19 protein-coding genes are annotated in these 15,895 nt (G+C 73.7%); 8 read left to right on the plus strand and 11 right to left on the minus strand.

The features are described from left to right. Positions 1 to 60: 60 nt before the first annotated feature. Positions 61 to 1,356, minus strand: coding sequence for a GNAT family N-acetyltransferase (locus Voc01_RS42800; protein WP_203933470.1), 1,296 nt, complete (start codon positions 1,354 to 1,356; stop codon positions 61 to 63). 116 nt (positions 1,357 to 1,472) lie between these two features. Between Voc01_RS42800 and Voc01_RS42805 the strand changes: the two genes are divergently transcribed. Further along, positions 1,473 to 1,628: a hypothetical protein gene (locus Voc01_RS42805; protein WP_203933471.1), complete on the plus strand. Its 156-nt coding sequence runs from the start codon at positions 1,473 to 1,475 to the stop codon at positions 1,626 to 1,628. Here the strand turns inward: Voc01_RS42805 and Voc01_RS42810 are convergent. After that, positions 1,606 to 2,304, minus strand: coding sequence for an aspartate/glutamate racemase family protein (locus Voc01_RS42810; RefSeq protein WP_203933472.1), 699 nt, complete (start codon positions 2,302 to 2,304; stop codon positions 1,606 to 1,608). The two genes, Voc01_RS42805 and Voc01_RS42810, sit on opposite strands and share 23 nt — an antisense overlap. A 97-nt stretch (positions 2,305 to 2,401) precedes the next feature. On the opposite strand from Voc01_RS42810, the gene Voc01_RS42815 reads away from it, so the two are divergent. Then, positions 2,402 to 3,298, plus strand: coding sequence for a LysR family transcriptional regulator (locus Voc01_RS42815; protein WP_203933473.1), 897 nt, complete (start codon positions 2,402 to 2,404; stop codon positions 3,296 to 3,298). Here the strand turns inward: Voc01_RS42815 and Voc01_RS42820 are convergent. The 3 genes from Voc01_RS42820 to Voc01_RS42830 form a co-directional block, all read right to left on the minus strand. After that, the gene (locus tag Voc01_RS42820) at positions 3,293 to 5,332 is read right to left on the minus strand and encodes an Hsp70 family protein (protein ID WP_203933474.1); all 2,040 of its coding nucleotides are present in this window, start codon (positions 5,330 to 5,332) and stop codon (positions 3,293 to 3,295) included. The two genes, Voc01_RS42815 and Voc01_RS42820, sit on opposite strands and share 6 nt — an antisense overlap. A gap of 90 nt (positions 5,333 to 5,422) precedes the next feature. Continuing rightward, positions 5,423 to 6,655: a PP2C family protein-serine/threonine phosphatase gene (locus Voc01_RS42825; RefSeq protein WP_203933475.1), complete on the minus strand. Its 1,233-nt coding sequence runs from the start codon at positions 6,653 to 6,655 to the stop codon at positions 5,423 to 5,425. Continuing rightward, entirely contained in the window at positions 6,652 to 6,963 is a 312-nt protein-coding gene (locus tag Voc01_RS42830; protein ID WP_203933476.1) for an STAS domain-containing protein, read from the minus strand. Before Voc01_RS42830 ends, Voc01_RS42825 begins: the two co-directional genes overlap by 4 nt. A 101-nt stretch (positions 6,964 to 7,064) precedes the next feature. Between Voc01_RS42830 and Voc01_RS42835 the strand changes: the two genes are divergently transcribed. Beyond that, entirely contained in the window at positions 7,065 to 7,502 is a 438-nt protein-coding gene (locus Voc01_RS42835) for an ATP-binding protein (protein WP_203933477.1), read from the plus strand. A gap of 49 nt (positions 7,503 to 7,551) precedes the next feature. Here Voc01_RS42835 and Voc01_RS42840 read toward each other — a convergent pair whose 3' ends face one another. Next, on the minus strand, positions 7,552 to 8,007 hold the full coding sequence (locus Voc01_RS42840) for a response regulator (protein ID WP_203933478.1): 456 nt from the start codon (positions 8,005 to 8,007) through the stop codon (positions 7,552 to 7,554). Between the two features lie 118 nt (positions 8,008 to 8,125). On the opposite strand from Voc01_RS42840, the gene Voc01_RS42845 reads away from it, so the two are divergent. Then, positions 8,126 to 9,334, plus strand: coding sequence for a DUF2786 domain-containing protein (locus Voc01_RS42845; protein ID WP_203933479.1), 1,209 nt, complete (start codon positions 8,126 to 8,128; stop codon positions 9,332 to 9,334). On the opposite strand, the gene Voc01_RS42850 is transcribed toward Voc01_RS42845, so the two are convergent. Genes Voc01_RS42850 through Voc01_RS42860 form a run of 3 tightly spaced genes read right to left on the minus strand, consistent with a single transcriptional unit; the run spans position 9,319 to position 11,610 of the window. Beyond that, on the minus strand, positions 9,319 to 9,795 hold the full coding sequence (locus Voc01_RS42850; RefSeq protein ID WP_239160902.1) for an NUDIX hydrolase: 477 nt from the start codon (positions 9,793 to 9,795) through the stop codon (positions 9,319 to 9,321). The genes Voc01_RS42845 and Voc01_RS42850 overlap by 16 nt on opposite strands. An 8-nt stretch (positions 9,796 to 9,803) precedes the next feature. After that, positions 9,804 to 10,715 (minus strand): AAA family ATPase, encoded by a 912-nt coding sequence (locus Voc01_RS42855; protein WP_203933481.1) that lies wholly within the window; start codon positions 10,713 to 10,715, stop codon positions 9,804 to 9,806. Positions 10,716 to 10,719: 4 nt separating this feature from the next. Continuing rightward, on the minus strand, positions 10,720 to 11,610 hold the full coding sequence (locus Voc01_RS42860; RefSeq protein ID WP_203933482.1) for a bile acid:sodium symporter family protein: 891 nt from the start codon (positions 11,608 to 11,610) through the stop codon (positions 10,720 to 10,722). A 59-nt stretch (positions 11,611 to 11,669) separates the two neighbouring features. Here Voc01_RS42860 and Voc01_RS42865 point away from each other — a divergent pair, with 59 nt between their 5' ends. The 3 genes from Voc01_RS42865 to Voc01_RS54315 all read left to right on the plus strand — a co-directional run bounded on the left by Voc01_RS42865 (position 11,670) and on the right by Voc01_RS54315 (position 13,571). Continuing rightward, on the plus strand, positions 11,670 to 12,620 hold the full coding sequence (locus tag Voc01_RS42865; RefSeq protein ID WP_203933483.1) for a YihY/virulence factor BrkB family protein: 951 nt from the start codon (positions 11,670 to 11,672) through the stop codon (positions 12,618 to 12,620). A 418-nt stretch (positions 12,621 to 13,038) separates the two neighbouring features. Continuing rightward, entirely contained in the window at positions 13,039 to 13,482 is a 444-nt protein-coding gene (locus tag Voc01_RS42870) for a hypothetical protein (RefSeq protein ID WP_203933484.1), read from the plus strand. Beyond that, positions 13,440 to 13,571: a hypothetical protein gene (locus Voc01_RS54315; RefSeq protein WP_275423813.1), complete on the plus strand. Its 132-nt coding sequence runs from the start codon at positions 13,440 to 13,442 to the stop codon at positions 13,569 to 13,571. The genes Voc01_RS42870 and Voc01_RS54315 overlap by 43 nt, the downstream gene beginning before the upstream one ends. Before the next feature lie 60 nt (positions 13,572 to 13,631). Here the strand turns inward: Voc01_RS54315 and Voc01_RS42875 are convergent, their stop codons facing one another. Next, a complete protein-coding gene (locus Voc01_RS42875; protein WP_203933485.1) occupies positions 13,632 to 14,312 on the minus strand; it encodes an NADPH-dependent F420 reductase in 681 nt (226 codons plus the stop codon). A 3-nt stretch (positions 14,313 to 14,315) separates the two neighbouring features. Next, complete coding sequence (locus tag Voc01_RS42880; RefSeq protein ID WP_203933486.1) at positions 14,316 to 15,347, minus strand: LLM class flavin-dependent oxidoreductase; 1,032 nt, start codon at positions 15,345 to 15,347, stop codon at positions 14,316 to 14,318. Positions 15,348 to 15,424: 77 nt separating this feature from the next. Between Voc01_RS42880 and Voc01_RS42885 the strand changes: the two genes are divergently transcribed. Then, positions 15,425 to 15,883 (plus strand): MarR family winged helix-turn-helix transcriptional regulator, encoded by a 459-nt coding sequence (locus tag Voc01_RS42885; RefSeq protein ID WP_203933487.1) that lies wholly within the window; start codon positions 15,425 to 15,427, stop codon positions 15,881 to 15,883. Positions 15,884 to 15,895 lie beyond the last annotated feature (12 nt).

A 15,895-nucleotide genomic window follows, 5' to 3' on the forward strand; every position in this document is an offset into this window, starting at 1 on the left:
GTGCAAGATCGGCGCAGGCCTCGATATCGGCGCAGGTCTCGACTGCGGCGCGGGACGGGGCTAGACGCGGGACCAGATGCGCACCGGGACCCGGGGGAACACGGCCGTCAGGAAGCGCTCGGTGACGCGGTCGCGCACCAGGCAGTCGGGCCAGGCGTCCAGGATCTCGGGCAGCGTCCGGTGGCCGAGGGCCAGGTGCAGCAGCGCACCCGGCGGAACCGTGGCGTGGGTCGCGGGGTCGTTCGACGGGTCGGACGTGCCGCGGACGGTCGTCACCGCGGCAAGCTCACCGTCGGCGAACTCCAGCCGGACGGCCGGGCCGTACAGGTCGATCACCAGGTCCTTTCCGGGCCACCGCAGGTCGGCGGCGTGCCAGCGGGCGCGCAGCACCGGCAGCAGCCGGGCGAGGAGCGCCGCCGGGTCGTCGGTGCGCACGTACCAGCCGCGCGGGCGTCGCGGGACGCCGGGCGGGCCGAACCGGGCCAGCGGGTGGTCGGGGTCGAGCAGCGGACGGACGGCGGTGAGGGTCCCGTGGCGCCGGCCCACCCCGGCCAGGTAGGCGTACATGGCGGTCGCGGCCGCGGGCCAGTCGGCGGGACGCGCGCAGGCGGCGGCCAGCACGGTCAGCTCGCCCGCGGACGAGAGGCGGGCGGTGTGCACCAGGTAGCCCCTGACCTCACCGCCGTCCACCAGCACGGCGACCGCCCGCCGGCACAGGTCGTCGGCGCCACGGCCGGCGACCTCGTACCGCCACACCCCGGCGTCCCGCGGGCAGGTGAACGCGTCGCCGCCGGCGAGGGCCCGGTCGATCCCGGCGAGCGCGTCGGCGTCGGCCACAGTGGCGGGCCGCACCGTCAGCGGTGCCGGCCCGGCCGGGAGCGCGGCGGCCGGCACCACCGCGGCGCCGTCGTTCGCCAGCGCGTAGTCGTAGCCGAGGCGCCGGTAGAAGTACGGAATCCCCTCGATCATCTGGATCGCCACGCCGTCGGCGGCGAACCGCTTGTGCAGCGCGGCGAACATGCGCCCGGTGAGCCCGTTGCCGCGGTGCTCCGGCTCGGTCGCGACGAGCTCGACCTGCGACACCGGGAACCGGACGCCGCCGAGCGTCCAGGTCTGACGCAGGTCGACGAGGCTGCCCACCGGGCGGCCGGTGGCCACGTCCTCGGCGACCAGGAAGTCCTCCGGACCGACCGACGGGTGCCCGTCGAACAGGCCCTCGACCCAGGCGGCGATGCCCTCGTGCGGCTCGCCGCCGGTGATCCACTGCATCTGCGTGGAGGCCTGCAACCGGGCCAGGTCGAGACCGTCGGAGGCCCGCCCGGCACGGAGGATGTAACGATCGTCCCCGCTAGTCATGCCTTACTTCCTACCAGGACGCACGCCCTGGTAGGAAGGACGAATGACGCCCACCTGGGACGACGTCGCCGAGGAGCTGGCCGGATGCCTGGCCCGAATACGTGACGGAGTCGCGGTTGGGCCCGGAGCAGGCGCGGCGGATGGTGGAGCTGGGCTGGGAGCCGCCGGGCGTCGACGTCTACGGCGCCGCCACCCCCGCGGAGGCGACGTTCCTGTCCCACTGCGACGGCGGCCGGCCGCCTCCGGTGCTCACGACGGTCGCGCCCGGGTGACCTCGACGGCGGCCTCCACGTGCAGGCGGGTGGTCGGCAGCACCGGCACCGGGCTGTCCTCCGGCCGCACGAGCAGCTCGATCTCCGTGCAGCCGAGCACGATCCCGTCGGCGCCGCGGTCGACGAGCCGCGCGATCACCTCGCGGTACGTCTGCCGCGACGGCTCGCGCACGACGCCGAGGCACAGCTCGTCGTAGATGATGCGGTGGACGTCGGCACGGTCGTCGGCGGGCGGGGTGAGCACGGTGAAGCCGTGGCCCGCCAGGCGGTCGCGGTAGAAGTCCTGCTCCATGGTGAACGCGGTGCCGAGCAGGCCCAGCGTCGACAGGCCGGCCCGGCGCGCGGCGTCCGCGGTGGTGTCGGCCAGGTGCAGCATCGGGATGCCGACGGCCGCCTGCACGGTCGCGGCGACCTTGTGCATCGTGTTGGTGCACAGCACGAGCACGTCGGCGCCGGCGGCCTCGACCCGGCGGGCGGCGTCGGCCAGGATCCGCCCGGCCTCGTCCCACTCCCCCGCCACCTGCAGGCGCTCGATGTCGGCGAAGTCGAGGGACTCCAGCACGATGTGGGCCGAGTGCAGCCCACCGAGCCGCTCCCGGACGATCTGGTTCGCCAGCCGGTAGTACTCCGCGGTGGACTCCCAGCTCATCCCGCCCAGCATCCCGATCGTGCGCATCCCGGTCCCCTTTCGTCTGCACCAGCCTGTCCTATGAGCTGAACGCCGACAACGGCGAAGAAGTGGGATCAGATCAAAGCTGTGCTTTGATCTGAGCGTGAGCATCGACCCTCGACGCCTGCTCGTCTTCCGCGAGGTCGGTCGCGGCGGGTCGCTGGCCGCCGCCGCACGGGCGCTCGGGTGGACCCAGCCCGCGGTGAGCCAGCACGTGCAGCGCCTCGAACGCGACCTCGGCCTGCCGCTGATCGCCCGGACCGGCCGCGGCAGCGAGCTCACCGGCCCCGGCCGGCTGCTGATGCGGCACGCCGAGGCGGTCGCCGCCCAGCTCGACGCGGCGACCGCGGCGATGAGCGACCTGGCCGGGCTCCGGGCGGGGCGGGTGCGGGTGGCGGCGTTCCCGTCGGCGAGCGCCACGCTGGTCGCCGCGGCGGTCGCGAGCGTCACCGCCGCGCACCCGACGCTCGACGTCCGGCTGACCCAGGTCGAGCCGGAAGAGGCCGTCGCGCTCCAGGTCCGCGGCCAGTGCGACGTCGCCGTGACGTTCGATCATGTGGACCGGCGGCGCTCCGCCGACGCGGAGACCGTGCCCCTGCTCCGCGACCCGCTCCTCGCGGTGCTGCCACCGGACCACCCGCTCGGTGGGCACGCGCGGGTGGCGCTGGCCGACCTCGCCGGCGACCGGTGGATCGCCGGCTGCCCGCGCTGCTCGCGGCAGCTGGTGGACAGCGCCGCGGAGGCGGGCTTCACGCCCGACATCCGGCACCGTACGGACGACTACGTCGTGGTGCAGTCGATGGTCGCGGCCGGCGCGGCGGTGGCGGTGCTGCCGCGGCTCGCGCTGACGGCGAGCCGGCACCCGGACGTGCGGGTGGTGCCCCTCGACCACGACCCGTACCGGACCGTCAGCGCGTCGGTCGCCGCCACCGCCGTGGGGGTTCCCGCCGCGACCGCGCTGCTGGAGCACCTGCGCCGGGCGGCCGCCGCGCTCTCATAGCTGCCAGACGTCCGCCCACGAGGTGCCGGCCTGGCGCCAGTTCGCCAGCAGGTGCTGGCCGTCGGCGCTGAACGCCGTGCGCACCTCGGTGGCCGCGCCGTCGGCCCGGAACACCTCGCGGTCGGTGCGGACCTCGCGCACCACGACCGCCGCCGAGTTCGCCGCGGTCTGCACCGTCGACGCCCGCAGCCGGCCGTCGGGGCTGGTGGTCTCGGTGGCGAAGCCGTCGCCGCGGGTGCGGCCGGTGTACCCGGGACGCTTGCGCCGCCAGTCGTCGCCGACGAGCCGCTCGATCCGGGCGCCGGTGCCGAGGTCCCACACGTTGGCGACCGACCGGCGGTAGCGCCCGACCTGCACGCCGCTGCCCGACTCGGCGAGCAGCCGCCAGTCGGTCTCGTTGACGAGCACGCTGCCGGGCGGACCGGAGTCGCTGAACGTGCACAGCAGCCGGCCCGCGGAGACGTCCCACACGTGGAAGGTGCCCGACCCGTCCCACGCCACGAACGCCAGCTGGCCCTGCGGGGAGAAGAACACGTTGCCCTGCGCCGGTTGCGGCATGCGCAACTCGTGCACGACCGCGGCCTCGCCGATCGTGCGCACCCGCACCCCGTCGGCGCCGCACTCGACGAGCAGCCGCCGGTCGGGGGTCAGCACCCAGTCGCCGGTCACCGGCAGGTGGTGCCGTCGCACCAGGCCGTCGCCGGCGGCCAGGCTGCCGGTGGACCCGCGGGTCGTGGCGGCCACGTCGCCGGAGCGCACCGGGTCACCGGCGGCGAGCTGGTGGCGCATCATCACGCCCGCGCGCGCCGCGGTGAGGTCGAAGACGAGGTCGTCGGCCGTGCGTACCTGTGCGAGGAGCGCACCCGCCGCGTACGCGTCGCCCTCGGCGACCAGCCAGCGCAGCAGCCGCGCGTCGGCGGCCGGCAGGTCCCAGGTCAGCGGCTCGATCCGCCACGGTGGCGGCTCGGCCCGCACCCGGCGCGCCGAGCCGCCCGCGGCCCACGACGCCGCGCCGCGGATCACCGCGAGTTCGGGCTCAGGCGGCTGGTGGACCGGCCGGCCGAGGCCCTCACGCAGCCACACCGCCGCGTGCGGCAGTACGCCGCCGCCGACCAGCACCACCCCGGCCAGCTCCGGGAGTGCCACGCCCGCCCGGGCGGCCACGGCCCGGCAGCTGGCGAGCAGCCAGCGCAGCGCCGGCCCGGCGCACCGGTCGAGGATGGCCCGGCTGAGCCGGTACGGCGGGGCACCCGGCGCCGGGACGTCGGTGACCTCGTCGGCGCCGGACGCGCACAGCCGCACCTTCATCGCCCGCACGAACGCGGTCGCCCGGTGCTGGGCGCGGGCGGCGACGTCGCCACCCATGTCGAGCTGCGGGCGCAGCCAGCCGTGCAGGGTCTCGCGGAGGTCGTCGAGGAGCATCCGGTCGACGTCCTGGCGTCCGCCGGAGATCTCCGTGCCGAGGACGCCGGCGCCGACACGCACCAGGCTCACCGCCCAGGTGACGCCGAGGTCGCACACGAGCACGAAGTCACCCGCGGCGAACCGGGCCGGCAGCAGCGGGTCCGCCACCGCGGCCAGCGCGTCGGACACCAGTTCCACATCGGGGAACCCGACGCGGGCGGCGACGCCGCGCAGCGTCTCCCGGCGCGCGTCGCGGTACCCGTAGTCGGACGGGACGGCGAGGGCCAGCCGGTCCACCGGCCGCCCGCTCTGGCGCTCGGCCTCCGCCCGCAGCGTGGTCAGGTACCCGGCCAGCACCTCGCCGGGGTCGGCGTGACCGGCGCCGAACACGACCGGCGCGGTCGCGTCGAGGGCCGGGCGCACGCCGTCGGCGTAGCGGCCGGGCTCGGCGTCGTACCGCTGCTCGGCGGCGCCACCGGCGAGCAGCCGGTCGCCGTCGACGTACACCGACGTGCGCCACCGCGCCGCGCCGGTGACGGGATCGACGACGGGCGTGGTGCGGTCGTCGGCGACGAGCGCGGCCGCCGTCGCCCAGGTCCCGCAGTCAACCGCCAGGATCGCCTGCGACATGCGATCTCCAACCGTCGGGGGCCATCGATGAGTTGGAAGCTCGGCGACATGCTAGGCCCCGCCGGTTTCACGGTCGTAAATTCCTGCGGGTCAGCCCCCCGCGGTGCGGCGAACGGCGAGCACAGCCACGTCGTCGGTGGCGACCCGCTCGTCGAGCATGCGCGCCATCGCCGACGCGCACATCGCGTCGGCCGACGTCGGCGCCAGCGCCTCCGCCAGCACCGCGATGCCCGCGGACAGGGGACGTTCGCGCTGCTCGACCAGCCCGTCGGTGTACAGGAACAGGCCGCTCTCCGGCGGCAGGACCAGCCGGGTGACCCGGCGCGGCGCCCGCCGGTAGGCGCCCAGCGGCATGTCGGCCGGCAGCGCCAGCGGGCGGGCCGGCCCGCCCGGGTCGACCACGATCGGGGGAAGGTGGCCGGCGCTCGACATCGTCAGCGCACCGGTGGCCGGCTCCAGCACCGCGTAGACCGCGGTGGCCATCGCGTCGGGCTCGAACAGCTGGACCTTGCGGTCGAGCCGGGTGAGGACGTCGGCCGGGTCGTCGGTCTCCAACGCGTACGCGCGCAGCGCGCTGCGGATGCGTCCCATCACGACCGCCGCGCGCAGACCGCTGCCGGCGACGTCGCCGATCACGATGCCGATGTGGCCCGACGGCAGCGCGAACAGGTCGTACCAGTCACCGCCGACGCCGACCTCGGCGCCGGGCACGTAGCGGGCGGCCACCTCCAGGCCCGGCACGGTGTGCGGCCGGTCGGGCAGCAGGCTGCGCTGCAGCGCCACGGTGGCGGCCCGGTCGAGGCGCGACAGGCGGGCCTGGGTGGCGAGGCTGGCCCGGTCGGCGACGAGCTCCAGCAGCTCGATGTCGTCGGCACCGAACCGCCGCCGGGCCCGGGTACCGATGTGCAGCACGCCGATCACCTTGCCGCCGCTCATCATCGGCACGCCGAGCACCGACACGAGCCGGTTGGCGACCGCGATCGGGCTGACGATGCCGGAGCTGCCGACGTTCTCGACCGCGATCGGGCGACCCTCGGCCGCGACCCGGCCGGCGAACCCCTGCCCCAGTGGCAGCCGGATCGCCTGCCGCACCTCCTGTTCGAGCCCGCTCGCCGCCGTGGCGATCAGCTCGGTGCCGGTCTGGTCGAGCAGCAGCACCGCGGCGGCGTCGGCGGACAGCAGGTCGCGGGTGCGCTCGAGCAGCTCGTCGAGGAGGTCCTCGACGCCGAGCCGCGACAGCGCCGCGTCGGTGACCGCCTGCAGCCGGCGGAGCTTCTCCGCACTCGTACTGGTGTCACCCGTCCGTGAACCGTCGGTCTTCATGCCCGGCCCGACAGATGCGACCACACACCCGTCATCTCCAGAAGCTCGCGCACGATCCCGCTCGCGTCGGTGACGACGAAGGTCTGCCCGTGGTCCTCGGCCGACCGGCGGCCCTTGAGGAGCGCGCTGATTCCCGCGGAGTCGATGAAGACGACGCCCGTGAGGTCGACGCGGATCGTCTCGGCGTCGGAGCCGACGTACGCGGCCAGCATGTCTTCAAAGTCACCGATTCCCGGGAAATCGGCATCGCCCCGGAGGGTGATCGTGACGGTCGCCCCGTCACGGTGGCTCGAAGACGTCAGTGCCACGGTCACTCCTTCGGCGTCGGCACAGTTCAACATCCGACTCTAGGTGCTCGCCGGCCCCTCGTCGCCGTGCGGCAGGCGTCATTCTCGACTACGATCCGCTCGTGAACGACGGTCCGCCAGATGCACCGGTGGATGTCGGGGGCGTCGGGAAAGACCACACACCGCAACCGGACACGTGGCGGGTCACGGTGCCCGAGGTCGGCGACATCCGCCGCCGGGTCCGCGCCGCCGCCCGCGACGCCGGGCTCGACCCCGATCACGTCGACCGGTTCACCGTCGCGGTGAACGAGGTCGTCATCAACGCGCTGCAGCACGGCGGCGGGGTCGCGGTGGTGGCGATCGAGCACGACACGGGGTTGCTGGTCACGGTGGCCGACCGGGGTCCCGGCCTGGTTCTCGACCGTCCGGTCCACCTGCCTCCGGCCGAGCAGGAGCACGGTCGCGGGCTGTGGCTGGTGCACCGGTTGTGCGACGACGTCACGATCGACCGCGGGCCCGGCGGTACCCGCGTCCGGCTGCGCGCGCGTCGGGCGGCCTGAGCCGGTCGGCCGGTCAGGTCGGCCCGGTCGGGTCTTCCTCGCCCGGTGGTCAGCCCCGCGGGCGGTCCGTGCGCGGCAGCGTGACCGTGTGGCCCCAGAACTCCCGGATCTGCGACAGCGCCCGCTCGAAGTCCTCGAGATCGATGGGCTTCGTGACGTAGGCGTTGGCGTGCGCGCCGTAGCTGGAGCTGACGTCGGTGTCGGTCGAGGAGGTGGTGAACACCACGACGGGAATGCCCTTCAGGTCCTCGTCGGCCTTGATGTGTCCGAGCACCTGTCGCCCGTCGACGCGGGGCATGTTCAGGTCGAGCAGGATGAGGTCGGGCCGGGGCGCGTCGGCGTACGCGGCGTCACGACGCAGGAACGCGAGCGCCTCCGCCCCGTCGGGCACGTGGTGCAGTTCGCTGGTGAGCTCGTGGTCGGCGAACACGGTCTCCATCAGCGCCACGTCGGCCGCGTCGTCCTCGACGAGCAGCACACACAGGGGGTGGACGTCTGCGGTCATCGTTCCTGCCGTTCGGGTCGGTCGCCCAGGCATTCGGCCGCGGGTCCGGGGAGGTCCACCGTAGCCGACCCGTCGGGCGGGCGCGAGCAGCCGCCGGACCCGCCCGTACCGTGGTGCGGTGACGACGACGCGAGGGCTGGTCGACGCCGTGGTCCGCGGCGCGGTCGGCTATGAGCCGGGGCTGGACTCCCTGACCGTGGCGCCGGCCGCCGAGGTCGACGGTGCGCTGACCGCGGCCCTGCGCGACGCCTGCGAGCGGCTGTGGACCGACGGGTGGCAGCCCGTCGAGCTGCACCGCGTCGTGGCCCGCCTCGGCCGCGTCCCGATGCCCGATCTCGTGCGTGACGCGGTCGCCGCCCACGTGGCCCGGTTCCCGAAGGGCCGCGTCGACGAGCGCTGGCGGGCGCAGGTCGCCACCCTGGACGCGCGCGTGTGGTGGAGCCCCGACGTCGACCATCTGACCGCGTTCGCCCGTGCCCACCGGCTCGACCGCACCGGGCTCATCGACACCGTCCTGGGTCTGCTGACCGTCCTCAGTGGACTGCCGGCCATCGAGGTGCTCGTCCCGCCGCCCGGAACCACTGCGCGGCGGAACAGGAGCGGGCGCGACGCGGACGCGGGACTGTTGAAACGGGTGCGCGCCCTGCTCGCCAAGGCGGAGTCCACCAGCTTTCCGGCCGAGGCGGAGACCTACACCGCGAAGGCGCAGGAGCTCATCGCCCGGCACAGCATCGACGAGGCGCTGCTCGACGCCGACGACCCGTCCGTCGTACCGTTCGCCCGCCGGATCGGGGTCGACCACCCCTACGAGAGCGAGAAGGCGTCGCTGCTGCACGCCGTCGCCGCCGCCAACCGTTGCCACGCCGTGTGGTCGCAGGACCTCGGCTTCAGCACGGTGTTCGGGTACGACGCGGACATCGACGCGGTCGACCTGCTGTACACGTCGCTGCTGCTGCAGGCGAACCGCGCGATGGCACGCGCGGAACCGGGCGGCGGCAAGGCCGGCAGGGCGCGCCTGAAGACGTTCCGGCGGTCGTTCCTCGTGGCTTTCGCGGTGCGCATCGGCGAGCGGCTCGCGGAGACGGCCCGGGCCGCGGTGACGGAGATGGCCGGGGCCACGGCGACGGAGCCGGCCACACTGCTGCCGGTGCTCGCCGACCGCGACGAACGGGTGCGCGAGACGATGCACCGGGTGTTCCCCCGCACCACGCGGGCACGGAGCAGCCGGGTCGACAGCATCGAAGGCTGGGACTCCGGTGTCGAGGCCGCCGACCGCGCGGGTATCGACGGGAGGGTGGGTCCCCGCGGCGGCTACAGCTCGGAGTAGGACCAGCTGACCGGCCGACCCGCGGCGTAGGGCATCACGCCGTGGAACTGCCGCTTCGCGGCGAACACCAGGGGAAGGAAATTCAGGTCGCCCTCCCACTGCGGGATCCGGCCGGCGAGGACGTCGGCGATGTCGACCCACTCGAGGGTCCCCTCCGGGTTGGCGGCCAGCGGAGTTCCCGACCAGGCCGGGATCCGGAACACGAACCCGAACCACGTCTCGCCGCGGCGGCCGAACCCGGGCCAGGAGATCGTGCCGGCGAGTTCGAGCTCGTCGCAGGTGATGCCGGCCTCCTCCCCGATCTCGCGGCGCATGCCGGCGCAGACGTCCTCGCCCCGCTCGACCTTCCCGCCGAGGCCGACGTACTTGCCGTAGTGCACGTCGTCGGGCCGCGTGTCGCGGCGCAGGAGCAGGACCCGGCGCCCGTCCCGGGACAGGACGTAGCCCAGCGTGGCGATCATCGCCTCCATCAGGACCGCGCCGGTACGGGCAGCGTCGTTCCGTGCGCGGCCGCCCAGTCGTGGACCGCGTCGGGGCGCACCCGGGAGCCGAAGTACCCGGTCGCCGACCGTCCGGTGCCGGGCACGGGCTCGTCGGCTTCCGCGACGAGCCTGGCCTCGACCAGCGACTCCCGCGCCCGCAGCGCGCCGCTCAGCCGGCGGTGCCCGTCGACGACGAAGAAGTGCTCGCCGGTGTACCCGAGCGACAGCGGTGCCGCTCCCCCGCCGTCGGCCGACGCCGGCACCGGACCGGTGGGGTAGATCCGGCGCGGGTCGACGAAGAGCACGGGCACCTCGGCGGCCGGCTCCCGGTAGCACCGGATCACCCGGTCGACCACCTCCTCGGGCGTGGCCGAGGTCGTGTCGCAGACGACGGTGTAGTTGCGCAGCCGGGTCTTGTCGACCCCGTAGCGGACCAGGAACCGCGTGCGCTCGCTCTCGCTGCGCTCCCGGAGCCGCTCGACCGCGTCGGCCGACGACGAGTAGCTCTCGACGCTGCTGGCCGGCCGGCCCAGCACCCGCCGGGCGGCCACCGCCCGGTCGGTCATCAGGTGGACCTTCATCGCGTCGGTGAAGAAGTGCCACGCCAACCGGCTGTCGACCACGAGCTGCTGGCCCGACCCGGCGATGTCGCGTTGCAGGCGGTCGACGTAGCCGTCGACCTCGTCGTCGAGCTCAGCGTGCAGGTTCAGTTGCAGCGCGGTCATGTTGCGTTGGCGCGCCATCTCGCGGTACAGGTCACCGACGCAGATCCGGCGGACGCCGAGCCGGCGCGCGATCTCGACCGACACGGTGCTCTTGCCGCTGCCGAGGTCGCCGTTGACGACGATCGCCGACCCCGCGGCCTCTCCCGGCCGGTGGATCTCCGGCAGCTCCGTCATCCGCTCACGATAAGGGCTGGGCCGGAGCGCCGCGACGGCGCGTGCGCCGCGACACGACCGCGCCGAACGCGGCCGCGGTGAAGAACATGAGGATCCCGTACACGGCGGCCGGCACCGCGAAGCGCACGTTGTCGAGCAGGGCCGGGCTCACCGCGATCGCGATCGCGAGGGCGCTGTTGTGGAGGCCGATCTCCATGCCGACCGCGGTCGCGTCGGGACGGTCGGCGCCGGTGAGCCGGGGCACCCCGTACCCGACGGCGAGGCTGACCACGTTGAACACCAGCGCCACGAGTCCCACCGCGACGACGTAGTCGGCGATGTTCGCGCGCTCCTTGAGGATCGCGCCGGCGATGACCACGACCAGCACGACCACCGACGCGATCTTGAACGGACGGGTGAGCCGGTCGGCCACCGCCGCCGCGCGGGCCCGGACGAGCATGCCGACCGCCACCGGCACCAGCACGATCGCGAACACCTGGAGCACCTTGTCGAACTGCAGGCCGACGGAGCCGGCGTCGCCCATGAAGTGCGCGGTCGACAGGTTCACCACGATCGGCAGCGTCACCGCGGTGAGCACCGAGTTGACGGCGGTGAGCGTCACGTTGAGCGCGACGTGCCCGCCGAAGAGGTGGCTGTACAGGTTCGCGGCGACCCCGCCCGGCGACGCGGCGAGCAGCATCATGCCGACCGCGAGCTCCGGCTCCAGGTCGGCGGCCGTCACCAGCCCGAAGCAGACGGCGGGCAGCAGGACCACCTGGCAGCCCATCGCCAGGAGCACGAGCCGGGGGTAGCTGAGGACCCGGCGGAAGTCGGCGACGGTGAGGCCCAGCCCGAGGCCGAGCATGACGACGGCCAGAGCGATGGGAAGCCCCACCGTGGCTACCCAGGAGTCCATCTGGGAAGTATGGGTGACGATCGGCCCGATCGGGCGGCCGTGATCACGAGGCAGGAACGATGACGACGGAAAAGGCCGGCACCCACGGGCCGCCTGAGCAACCCACCGACCTCGGCGCCCGCTCGTGGTGGGGGGTCCTGAAACGGACCATTCTGGAGTTCGACGAGGACCACCTGTTCGACTGGGCGGCGGCCCTCACCTACTACACCGTCCTGGCGATCTTCCCCGGTCTCCTCGTCGTGATCTCCGTGCTCGGGATCGTGGGCCAGTCGGCCATCGACCCGCTGCTGGACAACGTGCGGGCCGTCACCCCGGAGCCGGCCCGCGAGATCCTGGAGGCCGGCGCCCGCAGCCTCACCGAGGCGCAGGGCATGGCCGGGATCTTCGCCGTGGTGGGCGCGGCCGGCGCGCTGTGGTCGGCGTCGGGCTACGTCGCGGCGTTCATGAGCGCGTCCAACATCATCTACGACGTGCCGGAGGGCCGTCCCCTCTGGAAGACCGTGCCGATCCGCATGGCGGTCACGCTGGCCATCGGCGTGATGCTCGTCGTGAGCGCGGTCATCGTGGTGTTCTCGGGCCGCGTGGCGGTGGCGCTCGGACGGACCGCGGGCGTCGGCTCGTTCTTCCTGGACGCGTGGGCCGTGATCAAGTGGCCGGTCCTGCTGGTCCTGGTGACGCTCATGCTGGCCCTGCTCTACTGGGCCGCGCCGAACGCCCGCCAGGGCGGCTTCCGGTGGATCAGCCCGGGCGGCCTCCTCGCGGTGGTGGTGTGGATGGGCGCCTCGGTGGGGTTCGCGGTCTACGCCAACAACTTCGGCTCGTACAACAAGGCCTACGGCACGCTCGGCGGCATCATCCTGTTCTTCGTGTGGCTGTGGCTGTCGAACGTGGCCGTGCTGCTCGGCGCCGAGTTCGACGCCGAACTGCACCGCGGGCGGAACATCGCCGCCGGCCGCCCCGAGAAGGAGGAACCCTACGTCGAGCTCCGCGAGGAGCCCGAGGACGACTGACCCGCGTCGGCGCGACCCTGACCGCCACCTACACACCTCCGATGCCGACGGATTGTCAACCGATGTTCACCCGGGATGTGCCGCGAAGGCCAGAGGAGCACCACGCTCGGCGCCGACGACACGCTCACCTGGTCGCAGGTGCGAGCCGCGTCGAGCACTGGATCGTCGACCTCGCCGTGGTGCACCTCGGCGCGGTGCCGTCGACCGTCTACGCGACGCTGAGCTCCGACCAGCTCGGTTACCTGGCGCGGCGCGGGCGCGGTCCCGTTGACGCATGTCGAGGAGACCGGCGCGGCGGCGTACCGGGCCGGTCCGGCGGCGTTCGGGAAGCGGTGGCAGGAGGTGCGGTGCCGCTGGCGCACATCGCCGAACGCATGCTGGGATCTACAACCCGGTCTACCGCGCCGGACACGTCACCGTGTGCCCCGACTCCACCCGGCTCGGCGAAGGGCTCAAGGCGGTCCGGCCGGTGTCGTTCTTCGGGGTTCCGCGCGTGTGGGAGAGGATGGCCGCCGGCGTCCAGGCCTACGTCGCGGGCGCCGACGAGCGGGTGAAGGCCGCGTTCGCGGCGGCCACCGGCGCCGCGCTGGAGGCGCACCGGCTGCGCGAGGCGAAGCGGCCGGTCCCGGCGGAGCTCACCACGAAGCTCGTCGGGCTCGACACGGCCGTGCTGCGACCGGTCCGGGCGATGCTGGGCCTCGACCGGGTGCGGTGGGCCGGCAGCGGCGCCGCGCCGATCCCGGCGAGACCACCGGAACCGGCACCATCAACACCCCCACCGACTTCCGCACCGGGACGGTGGGCCGCGCCAACGCCGGCATGGAGGCGATCGGCGACCGCCGCCCGTACGTCACCGCGCTGATCGTGCTCGACGAGGAGGCCGCGCTGCTGGCGGAGATCGAGGCCGACCGGTACGCGGCCACGACCGGCGACCTGTATCAGAAGGAGTAGGGCCCGAACCGTCCCCTCGCCGGAAACCCCGTCACCGACACGGTTCGGTCGCGCGCCCCCTCAAGGAGTGGGTCTGGCGGCCGCGACCTCGCGGCCTCTCTCGGATGACGGGAAACGGTCGAGCATCGCCCTGATGCCGGCCGCGTCGGTGTTGGCGCCGAAGATCTCGGTGCCGGGTTCCATGCGCACGCCCTCGGCGAGCGGGCCGGCGACGACCGGGTCGAAGCCGAGCGCGTCGACGACGGCCGCCGCCGCCGCGACGTCGGCCGGGTCGTCGCCGGCGACCGCGATCGCCCTGCGCCCGGCCGTTCCGGCGGGTCGGCCGCCCTCGTCGAGGTCGTGGTAGCCCATGTGGTTGAACGCCTTCACCACCCGCGAGCCCGACAGGAACGCCTGCACGGTCTCGCTCGACGACGTGCGCGGGTCGGTGAGGTCGTCGCGGATCCCGTCGACCTCCCACCAGTAGTTCATCGCGTCGATGACGAGCTTTCCGGCGAGCGCTTCCTTCGGGACCGTGTGGTGCCGGCCCAGCGGCAGCGCGAGCACCACGACGTCGGCCCGTTCGGCGGCCTCGGCCGCGGTGACCGGAACCGCGCCCGGCGCGAGCACCTCCACGATGAGCGAGATCTTCGCCGGGTCGCCGGAGCCGGCGATGAGCACCGGGTAACCGGCGGCCACCGCGAGCCGGGCCAGCACGGTGCCGACCTTGCCCGCGCCGAGAATTCCGATCGTCGGTGCCACCGCTCAGCCCGCCAGGATGTCGCGGACCATCGGGATCACCTTCGACCCGAACAGCTCGACGGCCCGCATCCGGGCACCGACCGGCTGCGCGCCGACCGTGTAGATCAGGTCGAACCGGCCGACGTCGAGCGCCGGGATGGCGCGGGCGATCTTCCGCGCGACGGTTTCCGGCGAGCCGATGTAGAGCGACCCGTGCGCGACCTCGGCGTCGAACTCCGACCGGCGCAGCGGCGGCCAGCCGCGCAGCGACCCGATACGGTCGCGCTGCACCTTGTAGGCCGGGTAGAAGACCTCCTTCGCCTCCTCGTCGGTGTCGGCGACGAAGCCGGGCGAGTGCATGCCGACCGGGTGCGCGGTCGTGCCGAGCTGCGCGGCGGCGCGCCGGTACAGGTCCACGTACGGGGCGAACCGTTCGGGCTGCCCGCCGATGATCGCGAGCATCAACGGCAGGTCGTGCCTCGCGGTGCGCACCACCGACTGCGGTGACCCGCCCACGCCCACCCAGGTCGGCAGCCGGCCGGACTCGGTCTTCGGGAACACGTCCGCTTCGTCGAGGGCGGCGCGGGTGGTGCCGCTCCACGTGACCGGCTTCTCGTCGAGGAGCTTGACGAACAGGTCGAGCTTCTCCTCGAAGAGCACGTCGTAGTCGGCGAGGTCGTACCCGAACAGCGGGAACGACTCGGTGAACGATCCGCGCCCGAGGATGACCTCGGCCCGCCCGTTCGACAGCGCGTCGACGGTCGCGAACCGCTGGAAGACCCGCACGGGGTCGTCGGAGCTCAGCACGGTGACCCCGGAGGCGAGCCGGATCCGCTTCGTGCGACCGGCGATCCCGGCGAGCACCGTCTCCGGGGTGGAGATGGAGTACTCCGGGCGGTGGTGCTCGCCCAGCGCGATGACGTCGACGCCCAGCTCATCGGCGAGCACGGCCTCGTCGACGACCTGCCGGATCGCGGCGGCGTGCGACAGGGTCGCCCCAGCGTCGTCCACCGGCACGTCGCCGAAGGTGTCGAGGCCGAAGACAATCTCGTTCATGGTGCTGTCCTCCAGTAATTGACGCGTCAACTATGCGCCCATATGATTGACGTGTCAAGCACAGGAGGTCCCCCGCCATGCCGAGGAAACGCAGGCTTCCCACCCGCGACGAGCTACGCGTCTGGCGCGAGTTCCTCGAGACCGGCGAGGTGCTCCGCGCCCTGCTCGCGACGCGCCTGCAGGCCGACACCGGGCTGTCGCCGAGCGACTACGCCGTGCTCCTCGCGCTCAGCGAGGCCGAGGGCAACCGGGCCCGCTCCTCCGACCTCGCCACGCTGGTCGGCTGGGAACGCAGCCGCCTCTCCCACCACCTCGGCCGCATGGAGCGGCGGACCCTGATCCGGCGCGAGGAGTGCGCCTCCGACAGCCGGGGCGCGGAGATCGTGCTGGCGCCCGCCGGTCGCAAGGCCTTCCATGCGGCGACCGTCCCGCACCTGACCGCGGTGCGGGAGCTGTTCGTCGACGCGCTCACCCCGGACCAGCTCGCCGCCGCCGGCGAGGTCGCCGCCGCCCTCCGGTCACATCTGGACCGCTGACCCCGCGGCGAC

It is taken from the genome of Virgisporangium ochraceum, assembly GCF_016863655.1.
GTDB classification, from domain to species: domain Bacteria; phylum Actinomycetota; class Actinomycetes; order Mycobacteriales; family Micromonosporaceae; genus Virgisporangium; species Virgisporangium ochraceum.

What these genes read in the sequence shown, in the direction of transcription:
- Voc01_RS42825 (WP_203933475.1), bottom strand. Translation starts at nt 6,655, where the DNA reads ATGAAGACCGACGGTTCACGGACGGGTGACACCAGTACGAGTGCGGAG.
- Voc01_RS42885 (WP_203933487.1), top strand. Translation starts at nt 15,425, where the DNA reads ATGCCGAGGAAACGCAGGCTTCCCACCCGCGACGAGCTACGCGTCTGG.
- Voc01_RS42860 (WP_203933482.1), bottom strand. Translation starts at nt 11,610, where the DNA reads ATGGACTCCTGGGTAGCCACGGTGGGGCTTCCCATCGCTCTGGCCGTC.
- Voc01_RS42855 (WP_203933481.1), bottom strand. Translation starts at nt 10,715, where the DNA reads ATGACGGAGCTGCCGGAGATCCACCGGCCGGGAGAGGCCGCGGGGTCG.
- Voc01_RS42880 (WP_203933486.1), bottom strand. Translation starts at nt 15,347, where the DNA reads ATGAACGAGATTGTCTTCGGCCTCGACACCTTCGGCGACGTGCCGGTG.
- Voc01_RS42810 (WP_203933472.1), bottom strand. Translation starts at nt 2,304, where the DNA reads ATGCGCACGATCGGGATGCTGGGCGGGATGAGCTGGGAGTCCACCGCG.
- Voc01_RS42865 (WP_203933483.1), top strand. Translation starts at nt 11,670, where the DNA reads ATGACGACGGAAAAGGCCGGCACCCACGGGCCGCCTGAGCAACCCACC.
- Voc01_RS42800 (WP_203933470.1), bottom strand. Translation starts at nt 1,356, where the DNA reads ATGACTAGCGGGGACGATCGTTACATCCTCCGTGCCGGGCGGGCCTCC.
- Voc01_RS42850 (WP_239160902.1), bottom strand. Translation starts at nt 9,795, where the DNA reads ATGATCGCCACGCTGGGCTACGTCCTGTCCCGGGACGGGCGCCGGGTC.
- Voc01_RS54315 (WP_275423813.1), top strand. Translation starts at nt 13,440, where the DNA reads ATGGAGGCGATCGGCGACCGCCGCCCGTACGTCACCGCGCTGATCGTG.
- Voc01_RS42840 (WP_203933478.1), bottom strand. Translation starts at nt 8,007, where the DNA reads ATGACCGCAGACGTCCACCCCCTGTGTGTGCTGCTCGTCGAGGACGAC.
- Voc01_RS42820 (WP_203933474.1), bottom strand. Translation starts at nt 5,332, where the DNA reads ATGTCGCAGGCGATCCTGGCGGTTGACTGCGGGACCTGGGCGACGGCG.